Raw genomic sequence first — 26,809 nt, 5'->3', positions numbered from 1 at the left:
AAATCACCGCAGCTTGGGGTTCAGCGCATCGCGCAGCCAGTCGCCCAGCAGGTTCACAGACAAGGCCAACGCCAGAAGGGTGCAGGCCGGGAAGAACAGAATCCACCACTCACCCGAGAACAGGAAGCCCTGTCCGATGCGGATCAATGTCCCCAACGAGGGCTGGGTCGGTGGGGCGCCGACGCCAAGGAAACTCAGCGTCGCCTCGGCGATGATCGCCAGAGCAAGCGAGATGGTGGCAATCACCAAAACCGGGCTGAGAACATTGGGCAGGATATGGCGGAACATGATCGGAAAGGATCCGCGCCCGATCAGACGGGCGGCCTGGACGTATTCCTTGTTTTTCTCGACCAACGCCGCACCACGCACCACACGGGCGAACTGGACCCAGTCAGACAGCGCAATGGCGACGATCAGGACGTAGATCGCCATCTCATCGCGGTATTCCGGCGGGGTGACGCCTTTGGCGATACCAAAGATCAACATGGCAACCAGAATGGCCGGGAAAGTCAGCTGCACATCGGCGACCCGCATGATCAGGGTTTCAATCCAGCCGCCGAAATAAGCCGCGACCAGCCCAAGAACGATACCGATGATCAAGGCCAACAGCACGGCAGATGCGCCCACGAACAGGGAAACGCGCATCCCGTACAGGATGGTCGAGAATACGTCGCGCCCCTGATCGTCGGTGCCCAGCAGAAAGGTTTCCTGCGTAAAGGCGTTGGGTGTTCCGGGCGGCGTAAACCCGTTCATCAGGTTCAGTGAGGATGGGTCGAACGGATTATAGGGCGCGATCAGCGGCGCAAAGATCGCCGAAAGCACAAGTATGGCGACAACCAGAGTCGCGACAATAGCCACAGGTGAATGCCGAAAGGACCATGCGAAGTCGCCGTCCCAGAACTTGGCGAACCGCGACTTTTCCGGCGCCTTGGGGGTATCGAGAATATCGGTCATGTGGCCCTCGCGTCGACACGCAGGCGCGGGTCAATAGCATAGTAAAGAAGATCGACAATCAGGTTGATCGTCACGAACATGACCGAAATCAGCATCAGATAGGCGGCCATGACGGGGATATCGACGAACTGGATCGCGTTGATGAACAGCAGACCGACGCCCGGCCATTGGAACACCGTCTCGGTGATGATGGCGAACGCAATGATCGAGCCTAGTTGCAAGCCGGTAATGGTGATCACCGGCACCAGTGTGTTCTTCAGCGCGTGACGGAAGTTGATCACCCGGTCCGACAATCCGCGGGCACGGGCAAAACGAACGTAGTCGGCGCGCAAAACTTCCAGCATCTCGGATCGGACCAGCCGCATGATCAGTGTCATCTGATACAGGCCCAGCGTAATCGCGGGAAGGATCAACGCCTTAAGGCCCGACGACGTCAAAAAGCCCGTAGACCAGTTCCCAATCATAACGGTTTCGCCCCTCCCGAAGCTGGGAAGAAGGTCAAGTTCGACCGAGAAGATATAGATCAGCAAAATCCCGATCAGGAAGGTCGGCAACGAAACCCCGATCAAACTGACGGTCATAATCACATTCGCCGCGATCCCTTGTCGTCGGATCGCTGTGAACACGCCCAGAGCAATGCCCATCGTAATGGCCAGGAAACCTGACACAAAGGCCAGTTCCAGCGTCGCGGGTGCACGTTCTGCGATGATGGTCGAAACCGGACGACCCTGGCGGTAAGAGACGCCAAAATTGCCCTGAACGGCCCCTTGCAGGAACTTGAAATACTGGACCGGGAAGGGCTTATCCAACCCAAGCTCGCCCCTAAGCCGGTCGATATCGGCCTGGGTGCGCTCTTGCCCCAGCATGTTGTCGATCGGATCGCCGACAAATCGGAACATGGAAAAAGCGACCAGACCCACGACCAAAAGCACGATCACGGATTGGAACATCCTTCGAACGATATATGCGAACATTTAGTTTCCCCGTTGATCTGCCTCTCTACGCACGCCCTGTCCAAATGGTCAAGATGTCGCAGAGGACAAGCTGACCCGATCCTGTGGCTCAGCCCAGTTTATATGTGGCCCCAATGGCACGATCCCCAGCGGGTTTCGCAGCTCGGAGGGTGAGAAATACCCGGCCTTGTAGATATCGGGCTTCACTGTCCGGGCAATCTCCGGTCGAGAATACAAATCCCGCGCATAGCCCCACAGATGCGGATAGTCCACCAGACGCCGCAAATTGCAGCGGAAGGCATAGTGATAGGCCACATCGAACCGCGCCAGTGTCGCGAACAGGCGCAGGTCGGCCTCGGTCAGCTCGTCGCCGCACAGGTACCGGTTGGTAGCCAGATGGGTCTCGATCTCGTCCAGCATGGTGAAGACATCGTGGAATCCGGCCTCGTACGCCTCTTGCGTGCGGGCAAACCCGGCGCGATAGACGCCATTGTTCAGGCGCGGATAGATTTTATCGTTCCAGACGTTGATCTGATCCAGCTTTTCTGGCGGGGCCAGATTGGGGCCATAGCCTTCCAACGTGCCAAGCATGCGCACGAGATCCGCGGATTCATTCGACACCGCGAGGTTTTCGGCGCGATCCCACAACAAAGGCACGGTGATGCGCCCAGTATAAGCAGGATCAACCTTTGCATAGGCTTGATGCAACGCGGTGACACCGAACAGAGGATCGGCATAGTCACCATCGGTGTCGTACACCCAACCGTCCGGCGTGCGGCGCGGGCGGGCATAGGCGACGGTGATCAACTCCTCCAATCCCTTAACGGCGCGCGTCAGCAGGACCCGATGCGCCCAAGGGCAATTCCACGCGGCATACAGGTGGAACCGCCCCGGCTCATAAGGACCGTTTGGCAGAGCGTTGCGGATGGTCGACGCTTGACGACGGTATGCGCCGTCAAGCGATGTGTCGGGGGCGGGGTCGTCCACATGGTAGACCCCCGCAATCATAACGCCCATGCGGTCAGTTCACCGTAACCCAGCGCAGGATGAAGAAGTTATCCGGGCGTTGTGTCAGGTCGATATTGCTGCCGGTCCCCCAAACCAGGGGCTGAACATACATCGGCACATAGACATGATCGTCCTGATAGATGGCCGTCACCTCATCCAGCATGGCCTGACGCTTCGTCGCGTCCAGCTCGGATTGGATCATAGGCAAAAGTTCATCCACCCGTTCGTTCGAGTATCCGCCGAAATTCCAGCTGCCCAGCTTCTTTTCCTCGTTGGGCGTGGCTACCAGAAAGCGAACGGGATGTTCGGCGTCGAATGTGCCGGGGCTCCAGCCCAGCATATACATGTCGTAGTTATCCTCGCGCAGCTCTGGCCAGTAGTTGCGGACGGGCATGGCATCCAGTTCCGCCGTGATCCCAATCTGCGCCAGCATGGTGACGACGGCCTGACAGACCGGTTCGTCATTCAGATAGCGGTCATTGGGGCACTTCAGCCCGAACGAGAACCCATCGCCGTAGCCCGCCTCGGCCAGAAGCGCCTTGGCGCCTTCGACATCAAAGGCGGGGCGATCTGTATTGGCGGCGGAATAGCCGCTCATAGCCGGGCTTACCAGTTGCGAGGCGGCTTCGGCATTGCCGCGCATGATCGTGGCCAGAATTGCATCCACATTGATCGCCTGCGCAACTGCCTGACGGACCCGCACATCACGGAACGGGTTCGGTTTGCCCGCGTCATCTGTGTATTTCAGCGTCTCGGCTTCATGATCGAAACCCAGCATGATCACGCGCGCCTCGATCCCCTGAATGACGTCCACGTCGGCGTTTTCCTTCAGGCGTGCAACGTCTTGGATCGGGACAGGATTGATCATGTCCACATCACCCGATAGCAGCGCTGCAACAGCAGTCGCTGAGTTCTGGATCGGGTTGAACTCGGCGCGGGTAATGTTGTGTTCAACCTCACCCCACCAACCGCCATGCGGCTCTAACACGGTCTTTAGCCCCGGTTCGCGGGCCGTCACCTTGAATGCACCGGTGCCATTGGCATTGATCGTGGCGTAGTTGCCGGTTTCCTTGTCAGGCACCACGGCGTCATTCGCCTCGGTCCAGCCTTGATCCATGATCATCCAGTTGGCGATCGAGGACGGGAACAGCGGGTTCGGCGCCGAGGTCATGATATCGACCGTATAGTCATCGACTATGATCACCTCACTGACCGGCGCAAACCAGCTGCGCGTATCCGCCGCCTCGCCTGAGGCCCGCTGATAGCTGAACAGCACGTCTTGCGCATCGAAGGTGCTGCCGTCGTGAAAGGTCACGTCCTCACGCAGCTTGAATCGCCAGCCTTCACCCTCTCCGATCGGCTCCCAGCTTACGGCCAGCGCGGGTTCGACCGTCATGTCTTTGCCGCGGCGCACCAGCCCTTCGTAGACATTGTTGAGAAAACCCAGAACCGGGGCCGAGTTGACGGCGTGCGGGTCCATGGTCTGCGGATCGGTGGTCGAGGCCCATTTGAACTCGGCCGCCTGAACACTGGTCGCAGCCAGCAGGGCCAGGCCAATGGCACTGTTTCTAAGGATCATTTTTATCTCTCCCTGTTCTCTGCGCCTGAGTTTTCTTGGTTTTTCGCTTGCACGCAAGGAAATCTCAGGGCGAAACAAAAAACAGGGCGCGAAATCCGCGCCCTGCCTTGTTCGCAATCGAACCGATTTAGTTCATGGTGAAGTATTTGACTTTCGGCTGGTCTTCCGCATCCACTTCGATGCCCACGCCATCAGCCATACCCCAGTTCAGAACCTGGTGGTGGATCGGGATGTACAGCGCTTCGTCCTGCACCACGCGCCAGATGTCGGCGATGTCAGCGTTCCGTGCATCAAGATCGGTGTTCGAGGCCAGCGACTTGATCTTCGCATCCAGCGCATCGTCCTGATAGCCGGTGCCGTTCCACGTTCCGATATCGTCCTCGCGACCATGGACCAGGAAGTTGAAGATGTATTCCGAGTCATATGTCGGCACACCCCAACCCAGCATGTAGAAGTCGGTCTTGCTGTCGGTGATCAGCGGGAAATGCTGTGCCTTGGGCTTGGCGTCCAGATTCACAGTCACGCCGATCTGACCCAGCATACCGACAGCCGCCTGACAGATCGCCTCATCGTTGATGTAGCGGTCATTCGGGCAGTCCAGCCGCAGCGAGAAACCGTCGCCATAGCCTGCCTCGGCCATCAGGGCCTTGGCTTTTTCCAGGTCGGTCGAGGATTCGCCGTCCATATCAGCAGTCCAACCGTTGACAAAGGGCGGTGCGATCATGCCCGCAGGCTGCGACTGGCCGCGCATCACGACCTGCTTGATCGCATCGCGGTTGATCGCCATCGACATGGCCTGACGCACACGCACATCGGCCAATGGGTTCTTGCCGTCCACGTTATCCGCTTCGATGTCATCTGCGCCCTGGTTCATACCAAAGAAGATCACACGGTTCTGCGGCGCCTGCTTGACCATCAGGCCATCGGCACTGTTGACGCGCTCAATATCCTGCACCGGCATATCCTGAAGGAAGTTCACTTCACCCGACAGCATCGCGGCCACACGCGTTGCAGCGTTCTGGATCGGGGTATAGATGATCTCGGTCACTTCCATCGGGAACTGGTCGATGCCCCAATAGTCATCGTTGCGCACCATCACGGTTTTCACGTCAGGCTCGCGGCTTTGCAGCTTATATGGCCCGGTGCCGTTGGCGTTGGTGGTGGCATAGGTGATCTCGCCACCCTCAAAATCCTGCACATTGACGGTGTCATTGGCCTCGGCCCAGCCTTTGTCCAGAATGAACAGGTTGGTCAGGTTCGACGGCAGGATCGGGTTCGGACCATCTGTGACCATCTCGATCGTATAGTCATCGACCGCGCGCACTTCGGTGATCGAGCCGATCAGCTCTTTCATGTCGGAATTCGGCTGCTTGGCGCGCTCAAAGCTGAATACAACGTCTTCTGCGTTGAAATCCGCGCCATCGTGGAATTTCACACCTTCGCGCAGTTTGAAGACCCAGACGTTCGGATCATCGGCCTTTGGTCCCCACTCGGTCGCTAGCGCGGGTTCAAACGCGCCGGTCACGTCGCGGATGATCAGCGGCTCGTACATCTGGTGGCGAATGGTGTGCGACGGACCTTCGTTTTGCGAATGCGGGTCCAACGTCAGCGCGTCACCCGCGCGCGCCCAGCGCAGAGTTTCAGCAGATGCACCTGCCGCCATCATTGCGGTCGCACTGGCGGCAATCATCAGATTTCTTAGGATCATTATAATCTCCCCGTTTATTGTTAGCGCCGCCATCCCAGACGGCAGGCCGTTGTCGCGGCCTTGGTGGTCCTGATCATCCAGATCATTTTCACAGTTGCAACACTAGATTGTGAGCCGACTGAAATGTTTATCTCGACTCTTGGTTTTCCCATTGATTAGAGACTGTTTTATATAGAAATTAGTTGACCGCTTGGTCAAGTTTAGAGCGCTGAATGCAGTGTCATCACCCGGATTCTGCTGTGCGTCCGAATTGCAGCACCCTTGCCCGGTAAGGATTTCCGGCGGTTGCATTTCCGTCTGGCGCGCACAACTATCCGGGCAATGAAGGTATTTTTCAGGTTCATTTTTTCAGCTCTGTTGCTTGTCACTGTTGTGCTGACCGGGTTTTGGGTGACAGCCAGCAACCGTGAGACTGTTCCGGTGGGCCACTTGCCTGATGACACAGGCCGGATGATCGAAACCTCTGTGGGTGCGATCTTTGCTTTGGACGTCGGCGACCCTTCGGCACCGCCGGTTCTGTTTGCGCATGGAACAGCGGCGTGGTCGGGTTTGTGGCGACCCACGCTTTCCCACATGTCCGACGCCGGGTTTCGCGCGATAGCCTTTGACATGCCGCCTTTCGGCTGGTCGGAACCAGCACAGGATGAGGACTACAGTCGGACGCGTCAGGCCGAACGCATTGTCGCCCTTCTCGAAGAGCTGGACAGCCCTCCGATCGCCGTCGCGCATTCCATCGGCGCAGGTCCCGTGGCCGAGGCTGTTATGCTGCGCCCCGATTTGGTGTCCGGGTTGGTCGTAGTTTGTGGGGCGATTGCGCTTGAGGCGCATGAATCTCCAACTTCTGTGCCCATTTACCTGCGAAATGGGCTGCTGCGACAGGGTATAGCCGCCACAACAGTCTCTAATCCACTGCTAACGCGCCATCTCCTTCGCGCGTTTTTGCATGTGAAACTGGCTGCAACGCCTGAAATCGTCTCGATATTGCGCAAACCGATGGCCCGCGAAGGATATACCAAGGCCGTTGCGGACTGGTTGCCGCACCTGCTTGCGCCGCCACAGAACGCGCGCAGCACACGGGCAGAAAGCTGGCGTACGCTCGACCTGCCGGTCGCATTGATCTGGGGCGCGGAAGATACCGTGACCCCGGTCGCGCAAGCCCAAGCTCTCAAGGCGCTGTTGCCTGACGCGCCCCTGATTGTTTTGCCCAATGTAGGTCACATCCCGCAAATCGAGGACCCGGACCAATTTCAAACTGAATTGATTGACGTGCTGAACGCCATGTCCGGGCCGACGCTATCAAAGGATGACGCATGAGGAATTTCACCAGACGCGCCGCGCTTTTCACCGCCGGTGGGGTGGCGGGCTGGGGCTTGTCTCGTTGGTTGGGGCCCAACCTGCCCGTTTATGACGGCACCCGCCACACACCTGCCGTGTCGGATGCCACGATCCTGAATGACGCCAGCGGATTGTCACCGACGCCGGTGCACAAGCATCTGGTGATGACCGAGAATGCCGATGACGCCCTGATCACCGCCATCCGTCAGGAACTGGCGCAGGCGCAGTCCGGGGGCCGCCCGGTGAATGTGGGCGCCGCGCGCCATTCGATGGGGGCGCAAGCCATCCCGCGCGATGGCACAGCGATCACCTTTGACAACGGCTCGGTCGAGATTGACAGCGCAGCGCAGACATACCGCGCCCATGCCGGGGCACGCTGGTCTCAGGTCATTGCGGCGTTGGACCCTGCGGGATGGTCGCCCAAGGTGATGCAATCGAACCACGATTTCGGCGTCGCCGCGACCTATTCCGTCAACGCCCATGGCTGGCCGGTTCCGTTCGGACCGATGGGCGCAACCTTGCGATCCCTGCGCATGATCCTGCCGGACGGAGAGCTTGTGACATGCTCGCCCACGGAAAACGCCGACCTGTTCAATCTGGGCATGGGAGGCTATGGGCTGATCGGCATCATCGTCGATCTAGAAGTCGAAATGGTCTCTAATACACGGCTATCACCTACTTTCAAAGTGATGGAAGCCAGCGCCTTTGCCAACGCTTTCCGCCAGGCCGTGGCTGACCCGGCTGTGACGATGGCCTATGGCAGGCTCAATGTCGAACGGGCGTCCTTCTTTGAACAAGCCTTGCTGATCACCTACCGCGAGACCGAGGATCAATCGGACCTGCCGCCTGCATCCGGCTCGGGATGGATGTCGCATGCCGCCAGTCGTCTCTACCGCGCGCAGCTAGGCAACGAGGCGTTCAAGTCCTTTCGCTGGTGGAACGAAACCACCTTGGGTCCGGCCTTGGGCGGGGGCGAAGCAACGCGGAATTCCCTGATCAACGAACCGGTTGTCACGCTGGACGACCGCAACCCGGACCGCACCGATATCCTGCACGAATATTTCGTGGGCTTCGACGCCTTTGACGATTTCCTGACCGCCTGCCGCGAGGTGATCCCGGCCTCGTATCAGGAATTTCTGAACGTGACCCTGCGCTATGTGGCGCAGGACGATCAGGCCGTTCTGTCCTTCGCCTCGGAACCACGCATCGCCGCCGTTATGTCTTTCAGTCAGGAGATGACCGCCCGCGCCGAGGCCGACATGGCCCGCATGACGCAAGAGCTGATCGACCGGATCACCGCGATCGGCGGGGCTTATTACCTGCCGTATCGCCCGCACGCACGGCTGGATCAACTGAACGCCGCCTATCCGCGCGCGCGGGAATTTGCGCAGGCCAAACGCGCGTTAGATCCGCAACTGGTGTTAAGAAACAACCTTTGGGACAGCTATTTGGGGCAGCTATGACCAATCTTCAAAAACTCTGTATGGGGTATTTTGTGGCACTGATGATTGCCGCGTCGCTGAATTACATACCCGGTCTGACGGATGAAAACGGTCTGGCTTTTGGCATCTTTGCCCTGGATATCTATGACGACGCGCTGCATGTGGCGTCGGCCTTCTGGGCGCTGATTGCCGGGCTTTGGTCCCATCGCGCGGCGCGCACCTTTCTGATCCTGTTCGGGCTGGCCTATCTGGGCGACGGAGTTTTCGGGTTCTTCACTGGCTATGGCTATCTGGATCTGGGGATCTTCACGAACGACTCTGCCGGGATGGACCTGTCCCTCGGGCGCGTGCTGGCAAACCTGCCGCATCTGGCGCTGGGAGGGGTGGCCGCCTGGGCCGGTCTGCGTGACGCACGGAGGACGACATGAGATTTCTGCTGAGATGGCTGCGCAGGCTGGTTCTGCTGTTGGTGCTGGTCGGGATCGGCTTGGCCGCACCGATCATCTATGTCGAAACAAGCTGCAAGGGTACCGCGCAGGCGCAACCCTACGACGCCCTGCTACCGGCCGAGCATCACCGCCCCGAAACCCGCAGCCTGATGACCTATCCTGAGTGGCACATTGTCCACGCTTATGAGGATTATGCCGAGGTTCTGCGCCAAGGCGACCCGCATGACTACGGCTTCTGGCAGGGGATCACGGGGTTCTGGAGCTCGCTCTGCGCGCTGACCGAAGCAGCCGCTGCCCATGGCGAGATTGACGGTGAGACCAAGCAGACGATCTATGTGATCGGGGCCAGTTTCACGGCGGAACTGGCGTTGAAGGCACTGTATGAAGAGACAGTCGGTCGCCTGTTTACCGCCCTGCGCGGCCCGGAACGGGCTCCGCTGGATGAACTGTCGGCGCAGCAGGCATCAGATTACGCTGAATTCCTGCAACAGGTGCCATGGTACAAGTGGCGCTTCGACGACGATGCCCAAAGCTTGATTGACCAGTCCAGCGGCTCGATCCGCGACACCGAACGCGCTATTGCCCTGGGTCTGGAATACACCGCCAAGGGTGGCTATGCCGGGGTGATTGAACAGGCCGTTGAGCAGGTCGGTCAGGATGAGTTGACCCTACGCATGATCGTCGCCCCGGAAGGCGAATTGCCCGTCTATCCCGACGTGCAAGTCATCGCCCAGCGTCCCGAAGGGATTGAGATCGAGACTCCACGCTACCGCGCCCTGACCAATCTGCTGGTGCAGATGGCCAGTGACGGTGTGAACGTGGTCGAGATCGCAGGCAATGACGACATCCTGTTCACCGCAACTTCGGATCAGCTCACGCGGGCAGACGCGATCTACAGTGCGCCGCGGCAAGGGTTCGGCGACCACCGACATCTGATCGTCGTCAAAGTGTCCGATCTGGCCGAACGTCTGCGCCAACTTCCGGGGTCAGGCCTGGCACTGGAACATATCCATGACTATTAGGGCGGTTCTGATTGCCCTGCCGCTGATGTTTCTGGGGTGGCTGTCCACGCTTGTTGTTGTGGCTTTGCTGACAGACGACGCCCCGGCCTATGTGGTTGTCCTGCCCAAAACGCAGATGCTTGAGGCGCTGCCCGGCGACGTCTCGGTCCTTGCGGCCTCGCCCTTCAGCCTGACCGTCGCGTCAGAAAGCGAGGGATTTGTAAAATCCCTATATAATATGGGCGCTCGCCTGGTGCTCCCTGCGGGCCTGCCGGGCTGTCTGCCACTGCCCAAGGCCTGACATCTCGGTCTCGTGTCTTCCTCCATGCTAAGAACCCACGTTTGATCAGGCTGCTTTGCGTATACGCCTGCGCCATCGAGTTTTCTGCAAGTTGGTCAACAAAAATTTGCTGCACTCAGCTCTTATCAACCTTTCATTAACTAATTTTCGTTTTCTACACCTAAAAGTTGTATTTCAACATTTGGGAACCGGGATTTTTTTTGAATGCTGGATTTTGGCGCAGCAACAGTTGCCGAGGATGCCGCGGCCCCCTCATCTGTCCCGCCTGATACACCATCGGGGATCTATTCCGGGTTGGGCAAACGCGCTTTTGATATCTGCCTTGCGCTGCTACTGCTGCCAGTTGTAACGCCGGTCGTTCTGGTTCTTTGGGCCTTGATGCGCTGCGAGGGCGGTCCAGGTTTCTTTGGGCAAAAACGCGTTGGCAAGAACGGAACGTTGTTCAAATGCTGGAAGATCCGAACCATGTGCGTCGATGCCGAGGCACAGCTACGTGCTTATCTTCAGGCCAACCCGCAGGCTGCGATTGAATGGGAAAGAGACCGCAAACTCACCCATGATCCACGCATCAACCGGCTGGGTCATCTTCTACGCCGGACCAGTCTGGATGAGTTGCCGCAAATCTGGAACGTCCTGAAAGGCGAGATGAGCTTTGTCGGCCCACGCCCCGTCGTCACCGTCGAGTTGGTGAAGTACGGCGCCGCCGCTTCGGCCTATGTGGCGCAGAAACCGGGCATTACAGGGCTGTGGCAAGTTTCGGGGCGCAATGATGTCAGCTATGACGCACGGATCGCGATGGACGTGGCCTATCTGGCTCAGCGCAGTTTTCGAAAAGATATCAGCATCCTTTTCCGAACAGTCTCAGCCGTGGTCATGCGAACGGGACGATAAACGCACTGTCAGGGTTTATTCTACCCTTACGTGTCTATATGGTTCCTAAAACGCGCATAGAATGCATTTCGAGCAGACGACCAAACTCTGATGAAGCAATTCACTGTTCCAAACCCGCCCCTGACCGCTCCGCGGCCCACGGGCGCTGACCCATTTGATGGCGAGATCGTTGACCTGAGGGCCCTTTTCGCAACCCTTTGGTGCGGGAAATGGGTGATCGCCGCCGCCACAGCGCTGACTGTGATGGCAACGCTCGCCTACCTGATCTTCGCGGCGGTGCCGATGTACCGGTCCAGCGCCGTTGTGATGCTTGAGACGCAGCAGCAGAGCATTGTCGACCTCCAGTCTGTTGTCGGCGGTTTGTCCGGCGAGTCGACCGAGGTGAATTCCGAGCTTGAGGTTCTCAGATCCCGTGGACTGATTGGCAAGGTCGTCGACAGGCTGGACCTGACTTCCGATCCGGAATTCAACGCTGCGCTGCTGCCTAAAACGCTGAGGGACAAAATCAAGGATGGTTTAGGCCTGTCACCGCAGCCCGCGCCTTTGCCGGATGAAATCAGCGCCCAAGTCACCCGCGATAGCGTGATCACCGCGCTGTTGCAGAAAACTTCGATCCGAAACCTGCCCCAAAGCCTTGTGTTCCGCGTGACGGTCGAGACTGAATCGGCCCGCAAATCAGCCCTGATCGCGGATACGATCGTTAACCTTTATGTGCGCGACCAGATCGAAGTAAAATTCGCAGCGACCGAGCTGGCCACCGCCTGGCTGACCGACCGAGTGGCTGAGTTGCAGCAGGAATTGGAAGCGTCAGAGGCCAAGTTGAGTGCCTTTGACACGTCAACCGCTTTGGTATCTGCCGAGGCGTTGCAGCTTCAGGAAGTCCAGCTCAAGGATTTGCGTGACCGGGGCGAAACCGCTGCGGCTGCGCAAATCGCGGCGCAAGCAAGGTTTGATCGCCTGACCGCCGCGACCACCCGCGCGGAACAGGCGCAGGAGGCGGGTGATCCGCAACTGGACCGGTTGTTTGCGCAATTGGCGGGTGGCCAAACGACTGAGTTCGACACAGCCTTCGAAAGTCTTTTGGCCCGCACCGCGCTTGAGGCCCGGCGCGCCGCGCAACAGGCGCAGGCTTTGACCCAATCTGCGCAAGACCTGTCCGAACAGATCACGCAGCAGAATGTGGACCTCATCGCATTACAGCAACTCACCCGAGAGGCCGAGGCTGTTCGTCTGCTGTACGAGTATTTCCTGACCCGTCTTAAGGAGACCTCGGCGCAGGAGGGGATACAGAAGGCTGACAGTCGCCAAATCTCGCGCGCCGTTATTCCGACGGACCCGTCGCGCCCGAGAAAACCGCTGATGCTGGTTTTGGCCGCAATCCTTGGTCTGATCCTGGGTACCGCCATTGTCTTTGTGCTGGAGGCGCGGAGAAAAGGGTATCGTTCAGCGCCCGAGGTTGAGCGCAAGACCGGCTACAGCGTTCTGGGTCAAATCCCGACCTTTCCAGCCCGCGAACGGCGCAAGGTTTTGGACTTTCTCGCCGCCAAGCCCGCCTCCGCAACGGCTGAGGCGGTGCGCAATCTGCGAACCTCTCTGATGTTGTCCAACGTGGATCGCCCGCCGCAGGTTATTGTCATGACGTCATCGCTGCCTGGCGAAGGCAAAACCACCAACACCATGGCATTGGCGCAGAACTTTGTCGGGATTGGTAAAAAAGTCCTGTTGGTCGAGGGAGATATCCGCCGCCTAACCATGACCGACCAATTGCGCGATGTGCCGAATACCGGGATCGTTTCGGTTCTGGCCGGAGATGTTGCGGCCACGGATGCAATCTTTCAAGACCCGCTGATCGGGTGCGATATCCTGGCAGGTCAGAAAACAGCGACCAATGCGGCGGATCTGTTCGCCTCGGATCGCTTCCGACAGTTTCTGGAAGATATGCGCAAATTCTATGATGTCATCCTGATCGACACGCCGCCCACGCTGCTGGTGTCAGATGCCCGACTGATCGCGCGCAATGCCGACGCCGTTTTGCTGACTATTAAGTGGAATGCCACAGCCGAACAGGATGTGACCGAGGCCATTCGGCTGTTCCACATGGACAATCAACGCCTAACGGGGATCGTCATGGGGCAGATCAATATGCGCAGCGCCAAGCAATATGGCTATGCCTATGGCCGCTACGGCGCATCCTACTATAGCAACTAGGCGCCCCATTTTTGGCGGGGTCAAGGATCAGTTGGTGCTGACCGTGCTGGTCGTTGTGGTCGACGACCCACCCCCGGCAGCCGCCAAACCCACAGCGGCAGCAGCAGCACCCAGCGCAGGGGCGACCAGAGGGACAAAGCCCGTTACACCCGCCTCTTCAGCGGCTTCGGCGGCTGTGACTGTATCCTCGACGTCTTCCGAGGCGTCGGTGTTTTCTGCCTGTTGAGCAACTACACCTGTGGTTGATAGAAAAAGAACCAATGCTGAAGTTCTGAACATCCGAAAGCTCCTGAAGCGAAACCTGTGCCGCCGATACCACACCTGAGAAATTACACTGTCTTTACAGCGTCAATGGTGAACAGTGTATTAAAAAAATCAACTTGTATTTCAATAAATTGAATGACTTTCAGTGGCAAATAAAATACGCCCCAGAATTTTCGACCTAATTACCGACCTTTCATCCCAAAGGAAATTCAGCTACCGGGAATTCAAAACTGTATTTCTCCTATAGGGTGAGTATTACTTGGTGCTGACTACAATCCACATTCCTGTGTCGGGATCGCTCGGAAAGTTTGAAGTGACATGGTGACGTGACGAACCAAACGGGAATACGAGGCTGGACAACTGCGATGGCTGTGATCGGCGCAACTCTGGCAGGCATGGTACAGGCGCAGACCGTGTCCACATACGGAACGCCGGGCCTGATCGAGTTGCCCACAGCCGAGATGTTCGATGATGGTGCGCTGGTCTTTACCGCATCCGCTTTTCGGGACACTGCGCGTGCAACCATGACATTTCAGATGCTGCCCTGGGTTCATGGCAGCTTCCGCTACGCCGTCCTGAAAGGCTTTGATGGCGCGCGCGGTGATCGCTATGACCGCAGCTTCGACATCCATTTCCGCCTGCGCGAAGAAAGCCGTCAGACGCCCGCCATCGTGCTGGGATTGCGGGATTTCGGCGGGACCGGGCTTTATGCCTCGGAATATATCGTTGCGACCAAAACGATCCGCGACCGGTTCAAGCTGACCGGAGGCATCGGCTGGGGGCGACTGGCTGGACGTGGCAGCTTTGCCAACCCCTTGGGCCTGATCAGCAGCCGCTTTGACGAGCGCAGCGACCCCCGCGCGGGTGACATTTCAGAGACCGGACGTCTGGATTTCGGCAACTGGTTTCAGGGCGACGCCGCCTTGTTCGCCGGGGCCAGTTGGCAATATAACGACCGGCTGACCTTTTTGGCCGAATACTCCCCCGACCTGTACGATGAGGAGCGCGACCGGATCGGGTTCGACATCCGCGCTCCGTTCAACATCGGCGCGCAGTACCGGTTTCGGAATGGATCGCAACTGACCACCTCGGTGCTGTACGGAACCACGCTGGGGCTGACCTATAGCTATTTCATCGACCCGCGGCAGACGCCTGCGCCGGGGGGTCAGGGGGCTTCGCCCCCGCCCTTGCGTGCGCCCCGTGACAGCCAAGGGGACATTCGAACCGCGTTGGACCGTGAAGGGCTGCGGCTGGTCTACCTGTCGCAGGACCGCGATGCTGTCACGGTCGGGGTCGAGAACGAAACCTATGGACAAGCGGCGCAGGCCTTGGGCCGCACCGCTCGTGTTCTGGCCAATACCAAGCCGCCGCGGACGAAGACCTTCAACATTGCGTTGATGTCCAACGGTGTTCCACTGGGTGCTGTGCAGGTGGACCGCAACGATCTGTACGAATTGGAGCATGACCCGGACAACGCATGGCGCAGCCTCGCGCGGGTCGAGATTTCGGACACGATCCCGATCTTACAAGGCGGCGTACTGCGCGACGCCTATCCGCATTTTTCCTATCGGTTCGGGCCTTACCTGAACTTTTCCTTCTTCGATCCCGACGACCCATTGCGGTATGAAATCGGTGCCGCCTTGGGGTTGGATTATACGCTGAGGCCGGGCCTGACCCTGTCCACCGGGCTGCGCCAACCTGTTCTGAGCACGCTTGATGACAGCACGCGCGTCTCGGATTCCACCCTGCAACGTGTTCGGTCGGACTGGGCGATCTATGCCCGTGAATCCAACCTGCGGGTTGAGCATATGACCGCCGAATACCTGTGGCGACCGCGCACCGATTTCTACGCCCGCACAACGCTGGGTTATCTGGAGACCATGTTTGGCGGGGCGTCGGCCGAGCTTCTGTGGTACCCGACCAACAGCCGCCTCGCTCTGGGGGTCGAAGCGAATTACGTGGCGCAGCGCGATTTTGACGTGCTGTTCGGCTTTCAGGATTATTCCGTCGCCACAGGCCATGTCTCGGCCTACTACGACTTGCCGGGGGACTATCATGCCCAGATCGACGCGGGCCGGTATCTGGCAGGGGACTATGGCGCGACGTTCTCGTTGGATCGGGAATTTACCAACGGGTTCACGGTTGGCGCGTTCTTTACCCTGACCACCGTAGGGTTCGAGGAGTTCGGCGAAGGCTCATTCGACAAGGGCATTCGGCTTGAGATCCCGATCTCATGGCTGACGGGTCGCCCGTCGCGCAACAAGATCAGACAAACCATCCGCCCCGTCCTGCGCGACGGTGGCGCGCGGCTGAATGTGCGCAACCGGCTATATGGCGTCACCCGCGAGGCGCGAGCGCAGGAATTGTCGCGCGGCTGGGGTAGGTTCTGGCGATGAGAGTTTTCGCGCTCCTCTGCCTTGCCCTCTCGCTGGCCGCCTGTGGCGAGGCGCGGGATGAGTTCGACCTGTTGCGCGGCGCGCTGCGTCCCGATGCGCCCCGCTTTCACCCCCGCGCCGATGCGCTGGCCGCACAACGCCCGATCCCACCCCGGCTTGAGGTCGCCTTTCCGTCGCGCGACCTGAGCGGTGTGATGCTGTTGGAGGTGATACGGGACGACGTGCAAACCTGGTTGACGGCAGATGGGGCGACCATCACGCTGGAACAGGGTTTTCTGACCTCGACCAAAGGGTTCGGCTCTGGCATGGCAGGGTCGGACATCCGGCACAGCGCCGGGTTGATCCTGAGCGGTCAGGAAGGGCGCGCCGAGCGGTTTCACAGCTTTCTCAACGGCAATGATGAGATCGAGCTGCATGCCTATGACTGCCGGATCACAGCGCTTGGGCCGGATACCATCGTGCAGCAAGGTAATCCTGTGGCCACGCTCAAGTGGCAAGAACAGTGCTTTGGCACCGCGCAGAGTTTCTCCAATACATATTGGCTGCGTAATGGCAGCCAAACCATCGTCCAGTCCTCGCAATGGACCGGCGATTTCCTCGGCAACCTGTTCATGAAGGCGGTGCCGGATGCGAGGTAGAATTATACATGGCAGGGGGCTAACCATGCGCCGAATTCCACTTTTCGTCCTTGCGCTGGCCGTGGGCGGCCTGATCTCGGGCTGTTCGACGATCTATCGCAGCCCCTCGGTTACGGCGGGTGTGTCCGACAGCGGCAAGGTGCGGGTGGTGCCGGTGACACCGGAAACCGTGATGGTCGCCAATCGCGCACCTTATGCGCCCAAAACCCTGCCATCGGTGTTTCGAACTTCGGCGGGGTCCGGCGCGGGCACCAGCCAGCGGGGACTGGGTCCGCTGCCCGATGCCCCCTCAACTCAAGATGGGTCGCGCAGCGGGTTGCGGCTGGACCCACCGCCCGATGTCACGCCGGGGCCCTATACGATCGGCACCGGGGATGTGCTGGTGCTGTCGACCCCCTCGACCCAGGGCACAGCCGGAGAACTATCTGGCCTGCTGGCCGCCCAAAACAGCCGCAACGGCTATACGGTGCAGGATGACGGAGCGATCAACATCCCGGATGTCGGGCGCGTGCGCCTTGAAGGTCTGACCGTGGACGAGGCCGAAGCCGTGCTGTTCCAGCGCCTTGTCGAAAACCAGATCGACCCCACGTTCAGCCTGGAAATTGCCGAGTTCAACGCCCGCCGCGTCTCGGTCGGGGGGGCGGTCGGACAGCCCGGCGTGCAGCCCATCACCCTGACGCAACTAACGCTGGGCGAGGCGCTCTCTGCCGCCGGGTCGGTCAAGGTCAGCGATATCGACAACAGCTCGGTCCGCGTTTACCGCAACGGGCAGATGTACCAGATCCCGCTTGAGGACCTTTATGCGCGCCCGGATTTGCAGAACCTGACCCTGATCGCTGATGACTCGGTCTTTGTGGATACAGATTACGATCTGGACCGGGCCGAGCGGTATTTTGCGCAGCAAATCCAGCTGCGCGAAACGGTGCTGGAGGGTCGCCAGACCGCCCTGCAGGAACTGTCGACCGCTGTTACCCTACGCCGGGACGAGTTGAACGAGCGGCGCGAGACATTCCTGCAAACCATGGAGTTGGACGCGGTGGACCGGGACTATGTCTATCTCAGCGGCGAGGTCCGCAATCAGGGCCGCTATGCCCTGCCCTTCGAGCGCACGGCCACACTGGCGGACGCGCTGTTTGACACGGGCGGCGGGATCGCCAAGAAAACCGGCGACGCGTCCGAGGTTTATGTGCTGCGCGCGTCCGAAGATATCCGCGAATTCGGCGCGGTGACGGCCTGGCATCTGGACATCCGCAATGCCGCGCACCTGACGCTGGCGGCCCGGTTTGAACTGCGCCGCAACGATATCATCTTCATCGCCGAAAACCCGGTTACGCGTTGGGGCCGCACGATCGACCAGATCACTCCGTCTCTGATCACCGCGCCGATTGTGGCGGTGGGAAGCTAGGGGCTCACATTAATCTGCCGATGCCAAACAAGTCCAACCCCATAAGACAGCGTCTAATGAAAGGCGGGCTTGCCGCCCTTGTCATCAAGGTTGGGGCCGCAGGCCTGCAATTTGCCATGTTTCTAGTCTTGGCACAGGCGTTGAGTGCCTCGACTTATGGCACCTTCGGTTTTGGATTTTCGCTGGCGGTATTGCTGGCGGTGGCGGGCAGTTTCGGACAACGGATGCTGAGCCTGCGCTATGTCTCGATCTACGCAACGCAAGGTCAGAACAGGCTTGCAACGGGTCGGATTCGCGATGGGTTCTGGATCATCACGCTAGGCACCGTGGCTTTGGCGGTCCTGTCGGCCCCAGCCTTTATTTGGATGCGACCCGAGCTTGGATGGCCTTTCATTGCGGCCACGGGGGTACTCGCACTGGCCATGGCCTGGGCGGAATATTTTGCCTTTGTCCTGCGTGCCTATGACCGGATGAGCTTGGCCCTGGCGCCGCGGGACGTGATCTGGCGTGGGATGGTGATACTGTCGGCGGTCCCCCTGATCCTGTTCTGGCCGGGGCAGAGCAGTGCTGCGCAAATCACCTGGTTGCTGACCGCGCTGCTTGTGGCGACGATTCTGGTTCAGGTCCATCTGCATCCGGCGACCCGACCCAAGGCTCTTTTTCTGGCCCCAGCTGCCTATGACCGGGCCACATGGCGACCGCGTATGTGGGGTCTTTGGGGTGTATCTGTCCTGCAAATCGCCGCCCCGAACCTTGTCGTGGTTTTGCTGGGATTGATGCTGAGCGCGGCGGGCACCGGACCAACCTTTGCCGCGCTGCGGATAGCGTTGTTGATGAACCTTGTACTGCTGGCCGCCAATATGGTCGTCTCACCCACAATCTCGCGCCTGCATCACGACGGCAAATCCCGTGCGTTGCAACGCACATGCGCTACCGTCGCCGCCATCGCTGGGGGATCGGCATTGCTGATATTCCTCGGGCTAATCCTGTTTGGTGACTGGCTGTTGTCTTTATTCGGAACCGGGTTCGAGTCCGCTTATGGCGTCCTGCTGATCGTGGCCGGTGCCTATGCGGTGAATGCTCTGACCGGACCGACCTCGGTCCTGCTTGAGCTTACGGGCCACGACCGAGCGGCCTTTCGGCTGCTGGCGCGGATGAACTTGATAGCAATGGCGGCGATGATCCCAATGATCTGGGCCTTCGGCCCGGTAGGGGCCGCGCTGTGTCTGGCTCTGTCCGTCGCTGGCTGGAACCTTGAGGCCGTAAGATACACCCGGCGCGAGATGGGCATTGACCCTTCGGTTCTGGGTCTCATGCGTGAAGGGCAGCTCTCATGAAGATCGCCATTCAGTGTTTTAACTATGCCCCCAACGAGCTGGGCGGGTCCGAGCGATCAGCACGGGACATCGCGCGCAGCTTAAAGGCACGCGGGCATGACGTGCGGGTTGTGGTCTCGGACGGGTCGCGCCCATATCCGGATCATGTCGATAACATCCCCATTGACGTCGTTCAGGGCCTGCCGATCGGCAAAAGCCCCCTGCATGGCGCGCGCCACTTTGCCACCCGCATGGCCTGGATCTTGCGCGGCGAAATAGACCCCGTCCTGTTCCTGCGCTCTTTGCAATGGCTGCGGCGCAACTGTCCAGATGTGGTGCTGATGAATAACCCTGCCGGACATGGGTCGGCTTTCATGCTGGCTTGTCTGCTGACCCGCACCGCCTGTGTCCCGGTCATCCGCGACTACGGCTGGTTTTGCGCCTTTGGCACGATGGAGCATGGCGGCGCAGCCTGCAATTCCGCCCTCAGCCCGTGTTTCTACACCACTGGCCTGCGCCGGTTGATCCTGCGACGACAAAAACACGTCGTGGCGATTTCCAATCACGTGGCGCGGATTTACGAAACCATGCTGGGATATGCACCAACCGTCATCTACAATGCGGTGCCGGACAGATTTCTGCAAGCACCGCGCGCACCTGCGCCGGATGCGGGCACGCCCCTGACCTTTGGTTATCTGGGCCGCCTTCACCCCAGCAAAGGCGTGGCCGAGCTGATCACCGCATGGCAAAACACTGACCTCGCGCAGAACGGGCACCGATTGCTTCTGGCCGGGGACAATCAGGGCATCGCCCTGCCGGATGACCCCGCTGCCGCCGGGATCTGTCTGACCGGTCGACAGGAGGCCATCGCATTTCTCGACAGGCTCGACGTGCTTTTTCTGCCTGCGCTTTGGGCCGAACCTTTTGGGCGCACCGTGATCGAGGCCATGGCGCGCGGCTTGTTCGTGGTCGGCAGCCCAAATGGCGGCATACCGGAACTGATCCCACCCCATCGCGGCCTGATCCCCGAACAAATCGACGCCCCGACGCTCTCAGCGATTTTCAACGACCTTGCCCAAAATCCCGACCGGGTGCGCGCGACACGCATGCAAGACCCTGAACCCAATCTTGCCCCGTTTCGCACGACGCGGATGATCGACGCCTACGAGGACCTGCTGTATCGCGCCACCGGTCTGCCGAAGGAGACCCGCGATGACTGAGCGCCCCCACCGCCTGCCCGATCTGTTCATCTGCGGCTTCACCAAATGCGCCACCAGTTCGCTGCATGACTGGTTGGTTCAGCATCCGCAAATCTCGGGCGGTGTGCGCAAAGAGCTGGAGTTCCTCTACGATCGCGACAGCCACTTTTTTCGACCCGAACACAGCGTTTTGACCCAGGGTCTTGCGGGATATGCTGCGCTGTTTCCCGATGCGCCCGACAATGCGTTGTGGCTGGATTCAACACCTGCCTATGCGCATCACGAAACCGCCCGTAAAGCCATCGCCGCGATGGCACACCGGCCGCCGGTCATCTTCATCACACGTGACCCGGTGGATCAGATCACCTCGACCTATCACTACTTCTCGAACAACAAGAGCTATATCGACGCCTCAATTTCGATCGAGTTATTTTTCGAGATGGTTTTGGACGGGCGTGCATCCAGCCATTTTCCTCAGGATCACCTGCGCAACGCTCTGGACTGGGCCGCGTTCGGCTATTGGTTGGCCTTGTGGCGGCGGGATCTGGGGCCGGAACGCGTCATCCATCTTGAGATGCGCAATATGTTGTCCGACCCTGCAAATACTGTGGCTGTGTTGTTTGGGCGGTTGGGGCTTGAAACGAATGTGCCGCTGTTCTTTGACGGGTCGAACGAAACCTATTTTGTCCGTAACCGGTTGCTGCAATCTTTGAACACGGCGATCCGGGGCAAACTGCCCAAAGGCGCTCTGTATGAGACAGCGCGCCGAGTGTACCGAAAGCTCAACACAACCTCGCACAAGCCCGGCCAAAGCGCCCGCGAGGTTGAACTGCTCGCAGCTCTGGCCCAAGCCATCAGCGACCGGGAAACGGCACTTTTGGAACGCTTGCAACCGGAGCTCTGAGCCGCATTCTTGCCGCCCAAACAACCAGCCAAATCGGTATACACCACAGTACAACCCTTGGCAGTAGTTGAATGGGCGAGCCTTCGGGCACCACGATCAGCACCAACACAACCGACACCATGACCGACAAGGGCTGATCCGCACCCATCTTGCGATAGCCCAAATGGATCACCGTCAGCATCACGCCAAACACGATCCCGCCTAGAATGACACCCGCCAACCCGAAGTTCACCAGATACTCGCCCGGTCCCCCGACCGTCCAACCGTTGACCGCGTTCGGCTCATACCATTGCCGGAACCACTGGCCGATCAACAGTTGCGAAGGCTTGTCTGGCCACAGAGCGCGCGGGATGACCATGATCAGACCGTTGTAGAAGTCTTCTCCGACCCGCGTGTGAAGCCCCGAAGTAAAATCCTGCACCACCAGCATCAGGGAATCGAACCGCGTCATATGCATGGACACCGCGGTCGTCGTGGTCAAATCGCGGGAAAAGGCGACCTCCCAACTGCCGGACAATTGCGCAAGGCGATAGATGTACAAGACCGTCGCACCCAATAGCAGGCAAAACCCCCAGACCGAGAATTTCACGATACCCCACAGGTCGATCTGCCCCGTGCGCGAAGTCAGGACCAGCAATGCACCTGACAGCAGTACGAACGCTTCCAGCCGGGTGCCCCACAGGGAAAAGACAAACAGATTGATACCAAAACAGAGGCTGAATAAGACCGTTTTGCCGATACGCCTGTCGCGCAAACTGATCAACAAGGCGACCGAAGAAAAGAATGCTCCCAGCCCTACAAGGGACCTGAGCCCAAAAGTGCCCGCCAGATCCTTGGTGATCTTCGCGGCAAAAAGGATTGCCTGCAGCGACCCGAATTTCAGAAAAAGCTGTACGCCGATTCCCATTGCAACGATGGTCAGGAGAATGGCCACAAGCGCCGAAACGGTATCGACGCGTGACGACATTTCGGGGAACAGACCGGCACCTAATCCGGGACGCACGGCACTCAAGATCACAACCGTGACCAGCGCCGCAGACAGATACAAGACCGCGTAGATCAACGCGAATGCACCCAGCTCGGCTGTGTCATTGAACAGCGCAGGATTCACCAGATTTGCCCCAAGCATGATCATTGCGGGACGGATGCAATAGATCAGGGCGAAGAACATCAGGCTCAGCACAATCGGAGCTGACCGCAACGACAGGGCCACCCAAAAGAACAGCCCCAGCACAGCGCATATCAGCATCCAAGCCAGAAAGAACATCGCAGGAGGACCGCCCTATTGCCGAACCCGAAAGACCATATGCAAACCTATCCGCTCGCTTGGCGAGAAACAATCTTAAGTTGTTTTTTGAATGCCGAAATGCCGTAGACCAAACACAGATCCACGGCATTTCAGGTGGATGCAGGCCCCATCAGCTCAGCACGATGGACTTGACTCTGGGCTGCGACAGCACGGGCCACCAGCCGTCGGTGACGGTCTGATTGGTCATCACGTCCTGACTGTCATCCTCGTATGTGACAGTGACCTCAAACGCTCCGGTCAAACCGGTCAACCCAGCTTGATCGGCTGCGCGCGTGACCTCGGCCCCGTTTGTGGCGATATTGCTTGTCAGTGTGTTGCCGGTTTCTGCCTGCGCGCCCCAGATAAAGAGGTCAATATCGCTGTTGATGGCCTCATACAGGACAAAGATCCGGTTCTGATTGTTGGGCAACAGATCCGTGTGACTGAACCGTTGCCATTGGGTCGTGACGTTAATCGTTTTTGATGTCTTGTCCGACTGCCCGAACCGCATGGTCAAAGGTACGCTGGCACGCAACCAGATACTGACCGTCGCCATGCCCGACGCCCCAGGGTAGGGGATAAGTACCCCACCTCGGTTCAGGTCCGGGCCGCCCGTGGTATCCGCGCAATTCCATGTCAGGGCCGAAGCCGTCCCGTCCGGCGCAAGCTGCCCCCCGACGAAACTGGGCTTACGCGCATATCCGTTCCAGTAGGATTGGGTAAAGTCATCTGAATAGTGCAGCAGATTGGTGGCCTGACCTTCGAACAAGGCCCCCCGGAACGCTCCGGTTCCGACCACATGATCTCGCCGCAATACGCCATTGCCCACCGTCTCGATCATGCCCGAGGCCCCGGCCTGCCGGGCCGAAGAGGCACGCGCGAAGGTCATCGCCTCGCTCAACGCGATGGGGCGCCCGAACCGCCGGTACTCCTGCCGCTCGAAATCAAGTGACAGGGCTGGGCCAGATACCCGGCGCGCAGGGTGCGACGTAACAGAAAGGTCGCGGGTCAGCTTCATGCCAGCACCATTGCATGGATTCCACTGGCCGTTGTGCCCGTGGCATGCACACGGCCGACGCCCACTGGCAGGATCGAAAAGTCCAGAACCTGCACCGTGCGGATTTCCCCGCGAACAGTCGTCAACACAATCGTCCCGCCCGATTCAACGTATAGCCCGATCGCCACATCGGGCAGGTCCGCAGTATCCGAAGGCGTCACGGGTGCAATATCTCGGGCAGGACCGGACAGGCTGGATACTCGGTTTAGGAAAGGATTGGTGGTCATGGGTCAGGACTCGCTGTCTGTGTGTCAATCAGCGGCACGTTAGGAAAAACCGCTTAATGACCTACAAGTCCTGCGTGCGTTGCGTCCGCGTCAGGCGTTTGCCCGCGCGTCAGCGATTAGTGCCCATATCTTTTGCTTGAAGACCTCAACATCGAATGTATCCGCCAACGCCCTGATCGTCGCTGGATCCTTCACCAAATCCGGGTTCTTCTCGAACCGGTCGATGGCCAGGTTTAGGGCTTCGGCGGTCTGTTCATGAAACAAAACACCGCTGACACCCTCGATGACGGTGTCCAATGCCCCACCGCGCCCATATGCGATCACCGGTCGTCCGCTGGCCATCACTTCGACCGGAACTATGCCAAAGTCCTCCTCACCGGGGAAAATCAACGCGCGACAGGTGGCGAATTGACGCTTTAGCTCGGCATTATCAACCCGGCCAAGAAAAGTGATATTGGGGCAGGATTTCTTTTCCAACACGCCGCGCATCTCACCATCACCAACAACCACCAGTTTACGGCCAGAGGCGTTGAACGCATCAATCGCCAGATCGGCCCGTTTGTAAGAAACCATCTCACCTGCAAGCAGGTAGTGGTTTTCAACATGGTTCGATATCTGAAACGCCTGCGTCTCGACCGGAGGAAAAATAACCTCTGCTTCGCGCCGATAATAGGTTTGGATTCGGTCACGAATGAAGGACGAATTGGCCACGAAACGATCCACGCGAGCAGCAGTCGTGACATCCCAAACGCGCAGCCTATGCGCTAGGAAGGGCATCGCCATCCGCGCAACACCCCCCGCCTGTTGCCGATAGCTGTGATAGTGATCCCAAATATAGCGCATCGGTGAATGACAATAGCAGACATGCAACGCATCGGGGCGCGGCACGATCCCCTTTGCCGGACCGGATTCGCTGGACAGAATCAGATCAAATTCCTGCATGTCCATCTGTTCAAGCGCCAGGGGCATAAGGGGCAGGTATTTCTGATAATGCTTTCGCGCACCGGGCAAGCGCCCGATAAAGGTCTCTCGCACCTCGTGTTTTCTGACCTTGGCGCTGACCTTTTCGCGGTCATAGACATGAGTCACAATCACTGCGCCCGGAAATAGATCCAGCAGCGCCTCCAAGACTTTTTCACCGCCGCGCATTCCCACTAGCCAATAATGTACGATGGCAACTTTCAATCTGCCCAACACTCCGCTGTCACCGCGGGCCTGATTTGTAAGCCCGTGTTGCCACCACCCCGCAATGCCATGAGGCCCAAGTCATCTCCTGAAGGGTGCAGCCGACGTCCAGTTTGCGGAACGCCGTAAAATGGGATCCAAAGGGTGCACATGAATCGCTCGAAATACCTAGTTATCTCAGGTTTAATTCAATCTCTTTATGCGAAACAATATTTCGACTAATTCTGCCTTAGATTGTTTCTTTCAGTGTTGCAAAAACAACCAATACTAACCAAGCGCCGTCAGAAACTCTGGCTCAGAACCGTCCAGATAGACTGCGCTGAGCACGCCGGTCGCGAACGCGCCCGTGTCGACAGCAATTCGGCCGCCCCGAACCGCAGCGCGACTCACGATTGTATGGCCATGGACAACCCACTGACCGTCTTTCCTGTCTTTGGTCTGAAAATGTTTGTTGCCCCAAAGCAGGTCGTGCTCAGATTGCTGGTCAAGCCGACATGTGGGGTCTGCCCCAGCATGCGAGACAAAGATATTCCCACTATGGAAACTGGTCTTCAAATCTGCGATCCAGCCAACAAGTTCATCACCCATAGCGCGCCGCAAACTATCCCGACACTTGGTCAGTTCCTCGGAGGTCATTTCTGGCCGAGCGGCTGGGATGCGAAACGACGCCAGTGTCTGCAAGCCCCCATGTCGTAGCCACTGACGACCTTGTTTCTTCGGATCGGCCAGGAAACGCAGTAGCATTTGCTCATGATTTCCCATCAAACACATAAATTCGGGGCAGGCTTGCATCATCCGCAAAACCTCCGAGCTGTGTTCGCCTCGGTCAATGTAATCTCCAACCAGAATGATCTGGGCGTCATGCGGTACTTGGGACAAGAGCTTTTCCAAAAGCCCGATGCAGCCATGGACATCCCCTATGACGCAGATCGGCTTTGTCGGCGCAGGAGCTCTGCGCGCTTTGCCCCCATGAATTCGATGAAGGAGTCCCGAAATCAACCAGACTAATTTCCTATGCAAGGCTACCCGTCAAAGCACACGCTATGATTGTGCTCACACAATACACTCATACCTATCTAGAGGTTTGAAGACAAGCGCGAC

24 protein-coding genes are annotated in these 26,809 nt (G+C 58.8%); 13 read left to right on the top strand and 11 right to left on the bottom strand.

All coding sequences use genetic code 11. The annotated features are described in order from the left end of the window. Positions 1-3: 3 nt before the first annotated feature. From ACR0DB_RS13615 to ACR0DB_RS13595, 5 genes are all read right to left on the bottom strand, one after another. Positions 4-954, bottom strand: a complete 951-nt coding sequence (locus ACR0DB_RS13615) for an ABC transporter permease (protein ID WP_170353864.1) — start codon at positions 952-954, stop codon at positions 4-6. Further along, positions 951-1,928 carry an ABC transporter permease gene (locus ACR0DB_RS13610; protein ID WP_170353866.1) on the bottom strand — a complete coding sequence of 326 codons (978 nt, stop codon included), beginning with the start codon at positions 1,926-1,928 and terminating at the stop codon, positions 951-953. Before ACR0DB_RS13610 ends, ACR0DB_RS13615 begins: the two co-directional genes overlap by 4 nt. 48 nt (positions 1,929-1,976) lie before the next feature. Beyond that, on the bottom strand, positions 1,977-2,924 hold the full coding sequence (locus ACR0DB_RS13605; RefSeq protein WP_480551577.1) for a glutathione S-transferase family protein: 948 nt from the start codon (positions 2,922-2,924) through the stop codon (positions 1,977-1,979). A gap of 4 nt (positions 2,925-2,928) precedes the next feature. Continuing rightward, the gene (locus ACR0DB_RS13600) at positions 2,929-4,494 is read right to left on the bottom strand and encodes an ABC transporter substrate-binding protein (RefSeq protein WP_480551575.1); all 1,566 of its coding nucleotides are present in this window, start codon (positions 4,492-4,494) and stop codon (positions 2,929-2,931) included. 127 nt (positions 4,495-4,621) lie between these two features. Then, entirely contained in the window at positions 4,622-6,202 is a 1,581-nt protein-coding gene (locus tag ACR0DB_RS13595; RefSeq protein WP_480551573.1) for an ABC transporter substrate-binding protein, read from the bottom strand. A gap of 429 nt (positions 6,203-6,631) precedes the next feature. On the opposite strand from ACR0DB_RS13595, the gene ACR0DB_RS13590 reads away from it, so the two are divergent. The 7 genes from ACR0DB_RS13590 (at position 6,632) to ACR0DB_RS13560 (ending at position 13,829) form a co-directional block, all read left to right on the top strand. Further along, positions 6,632-7,516, top strand: coding sequence for an alpha/beta fold hydrolase (locus ACR0DB_RS13590; protein ID WP_480551570.1), 885 nt, complete (start codon positions 6,632-6,634; stop codon positions 7,514-7,516). Further along, a complete protein-coding gene (locus ACR0DB_RS13585; RefSeq protein WP_480551568.1) occupies positions 7,513-9,000 on the top strand; it encodes an FAD-binding oxidoreductase in 1,488 nt (495 codons plus the stop codon). Before ACR0DB_RS13590 ends, ACR0DB_RS13585 begins: the two co-directional genes overlap by 4 nt. Then, entirely contained in the window at positions 8,997-9,407 is a 411-nt protein-coding gene (locus ACR0DB_RS13580) for a hypothetical protein (protein ID WP_170771151.1), read from the top strand. The genes ACR0DB_RS13585 and ACR0DB_RS13580 overlap by 4 nt, the downstream gene beginning before the upstream one ends. Then, the gene (locus ACR0DB_RS13575) at positions 9,404-10,450 is read left to right on the top strand and encodes a hypothetical protein (protein ID WP_480551566.1); all 1,047 of its coding nucleotides are present in this window, start codon (positions 9,404-9,406) and stop codon (positions 10,448-10,450) included. Before ACR0DB_RS13580 ends, ACR0DB_RS13575 begins: the two co-directional genes overlap by 4 nt. Further along, positions 10,440-10,730: a hypothetical protein gene (locus ACR0DB_RS13570; protein WP_170771156.1), complete on the top strand. Its 291-nt coding sequence runs from the start codon at positions 10,440-10,442 to the stop codon at positions 10,728-10,730. The genes ACR0DB_RS13575 and ACR0DB_RS13570 overlap by 11 nt, the downstream gene beginning before the upstream one ends. A gap of 204 nt (positions 10,731-10,934) precedes the next feature. Next, positions 10,935-11,621, top strand: a complete 687-nt coding sequence (locus tag ACR0DB_RS13565) for a sugar transferase (RefSeq protein ID WP_170771160.1) — start codon at positions 10,935-10,937, stop codon at positions 11,619-11,621. Positions 11,622-11,711: 90 nt separating this feature from the next. Beyond that, a complete protein-coding gene (locus ACR0DB_RS13560) occupies positions 11,712-13,829 on the top strand; it encodes a polysaccharide biosynthesis tyrosine autokinase (RefSeq protein ID WP_480551564.1) in 2,118 nt (705 codons plus the stop codon). A gap of 27 nt (positions 13,830-13,856) precedes the next feature. Here ACR0DB_RS13560 and ACR0DB_RS13555 read toward each other — a convergent pair whose 3' ends face one another. Then, positions 13,857-14,108 carry a hypothetical protein gene (locus tag ACR0DB_RS13555; protein WP_480551562.1) on the bottom strand — a complete coding sequence of 84 codons (252 nt, stop codon included), beginning with the start codon at positions 14,106-14,108 and terminating at the stop codon, positions 13,857-13,859. Positions 14,109-14,458: 350 nt separating this feature from the next. Here ACR0DB_RS13555 and ACR0DB_RS13550 point away from each other — a divergent pair, with 350 nt between their 5' ends. The 6 genes from ACR0DB_RS13550 to ACR0DB_RS13525 are packed head-to-tail and all read left to right on the top strand — an operon-like array spanning position 14,459 to position 21,951. After that, positions 14,459-16,489, top strand: a complete 2,031-nt coding sequence (locus tag ACR0DB_RS13550) for a YjbH domain-containing protein (protein ID WP_480551560.1) — start codon at positions 14,459-14,461, stop codon at positions 16,487-16,489. Beyond that, positions 16,486-17,127: a YjbF family lipoprotein gene (locus ACR0DB_RS13545; protein WP_480551558.1), complete on the top strand. Its 642-nt coding sequence runs from the start codon at positions 16,486-16,488 to the stop codon at positions 17,125-17,127. Before ACR0DB_RS13550 ends, ACR0DB_RS13545 begins: the two co-directional genes overlap by 4 nt. 25 nt (positions 17,128-17,152) lie before the next feature. Next, positions 17,153-18,532 (top strand): polysaccharide biosynthesis/export family protein, encoded by a 1,380-nt coding sequence (locus ACR0DB_RS13540; RefSeq protein ID WP_480551556.1) that lies wholly within the window; start codon positions 17,153-17,155, stop codon positions 18,530-18,532. Between the two features lie 56 nt (positions 18,533-18,588). Next, a complete protein-coding gene (locus tag ACR0DB_RS13535) occupies positions 18,589-19,869 on the top strand; it encodes a lipopolysaccharide biosynthesis protein (RefSeq protein WP_480551554.1) in 1,281 nt (426 codons plus the stop codon). Then, positions 19,866-21,068 carry a glycosyltransferase gene (locus ACR0DB_RS13530; protein WP_480551552.1) on the top strand — a complete coding sequence of 401 codons (1,203 nt, stop codon included), beginning with the start codon at positions 19,866-19,868 and terminating at the stop codon, positions 21,066-21,068. Before ACR0DB_RS13535 ends, ACR0DB_RS13530 begins: the two co-directional genes overlap by 4 nt. Beyond that, positions 21,061-21,951: a sulfotransferase gene (locus ACR0DB_RS13525; protein WP_480551550.1), complete on the top strand. Its 891-nt coding sequence runs from the start codon at positions 21,061-21,063 to the stop codon at positions 21,949-21,951. Before ACR0DB_RS13530 ends, ACR0DB_RS13525 begins: the two co-directional genes overlap by 8 nt. Here ACR0DB_RS13525 and ACR0DB_RS13520 read toward each other — a convergent pair. From ACR0DB_RS13520 to ACR0DB_RS13500, 5 genes are all read right to left on the bottom strand, one after another. Continuing rightward, positions 21,902-23,218 carry a hypothetical protein gene (locus ACR0DB_RS13520; RefSeq protein ID WP_480551548.1) on the bottom strand — a complete coding sequence of 439 codons (1,317 nt, stop codon included), beginning with the start codon at positions 23,216-23,218 and terminating at the stop codon, positions 21,902-21,904. The two genes, ACR0DB_RS13525 and ACR0DB_RS13520, sit on opposite strands and share 50 nt — an antisense overlap. Positions 23,219-23,369: 151 nt before the next feature. Then, positions 23,370-24,257 (bottom strand): phage head spike fiber domain-containing protein, encoded by an 888-nt coding sequence (locus tag ACR0DB_RS13515; RefSeq protein ID WP_480551546.1) that lies wholly within the window; start codon positions 24,255-24,257, stop codon positions 23,370-23,372. Beyond that, the gene (locus ACR0DB_RS13510; RefSeq protein WP_480551544.1) at positions 24,254-24,523 is read right to left on the bottom strand and encodes a spike base protein, RCAP_Rcc01079 family; all 270 of its coding nucleotides are present in this window, start codon (positions 24,521-24,523) and stop codon (positions 24,254-24,256) included. The genes ACR0DB_RS13515 and ACR0DB_RS13510 overlap by 4 nt, the downstream gene beginning before the upstream one ends. Before the next feature lie 90 nt (positions 24,524-24,613). Continuing rightward, the gene (locus ACR0DB_RS13505; RefSeq protein ID WP_480504250.1) at positions 24,614-25,708 is read right to left on the bottom strand and encodes a glycosyltransferase; all 1,095 of its coding nucleotides are present in this window, start codon (positions 25,706-25,708) and stop codon (positions 24,614-24,616) included. 267 nt (positions 25,709-25,975) lie between these two features. Then, on the bottom strand, positions 25,976-26,707 hold the full coding sequence (locus ACR0DB_RS13500; RefSeq protein WP_480551542.1) for a metallophosphoesterase: 732 nt from the start codon (positions 26,705-26,707) through the stop codon (positions 25,976-25,978). Positions 26,708-26,809: the final 102 nt, after the last annotated feature.

The sequence above is a fragment of the Ruegeria sp. AB6 genome, from assembly GCF_056542685.1.
This window is presented reverse-complemented; position numbering and strand designations above follow the sequence as displayed.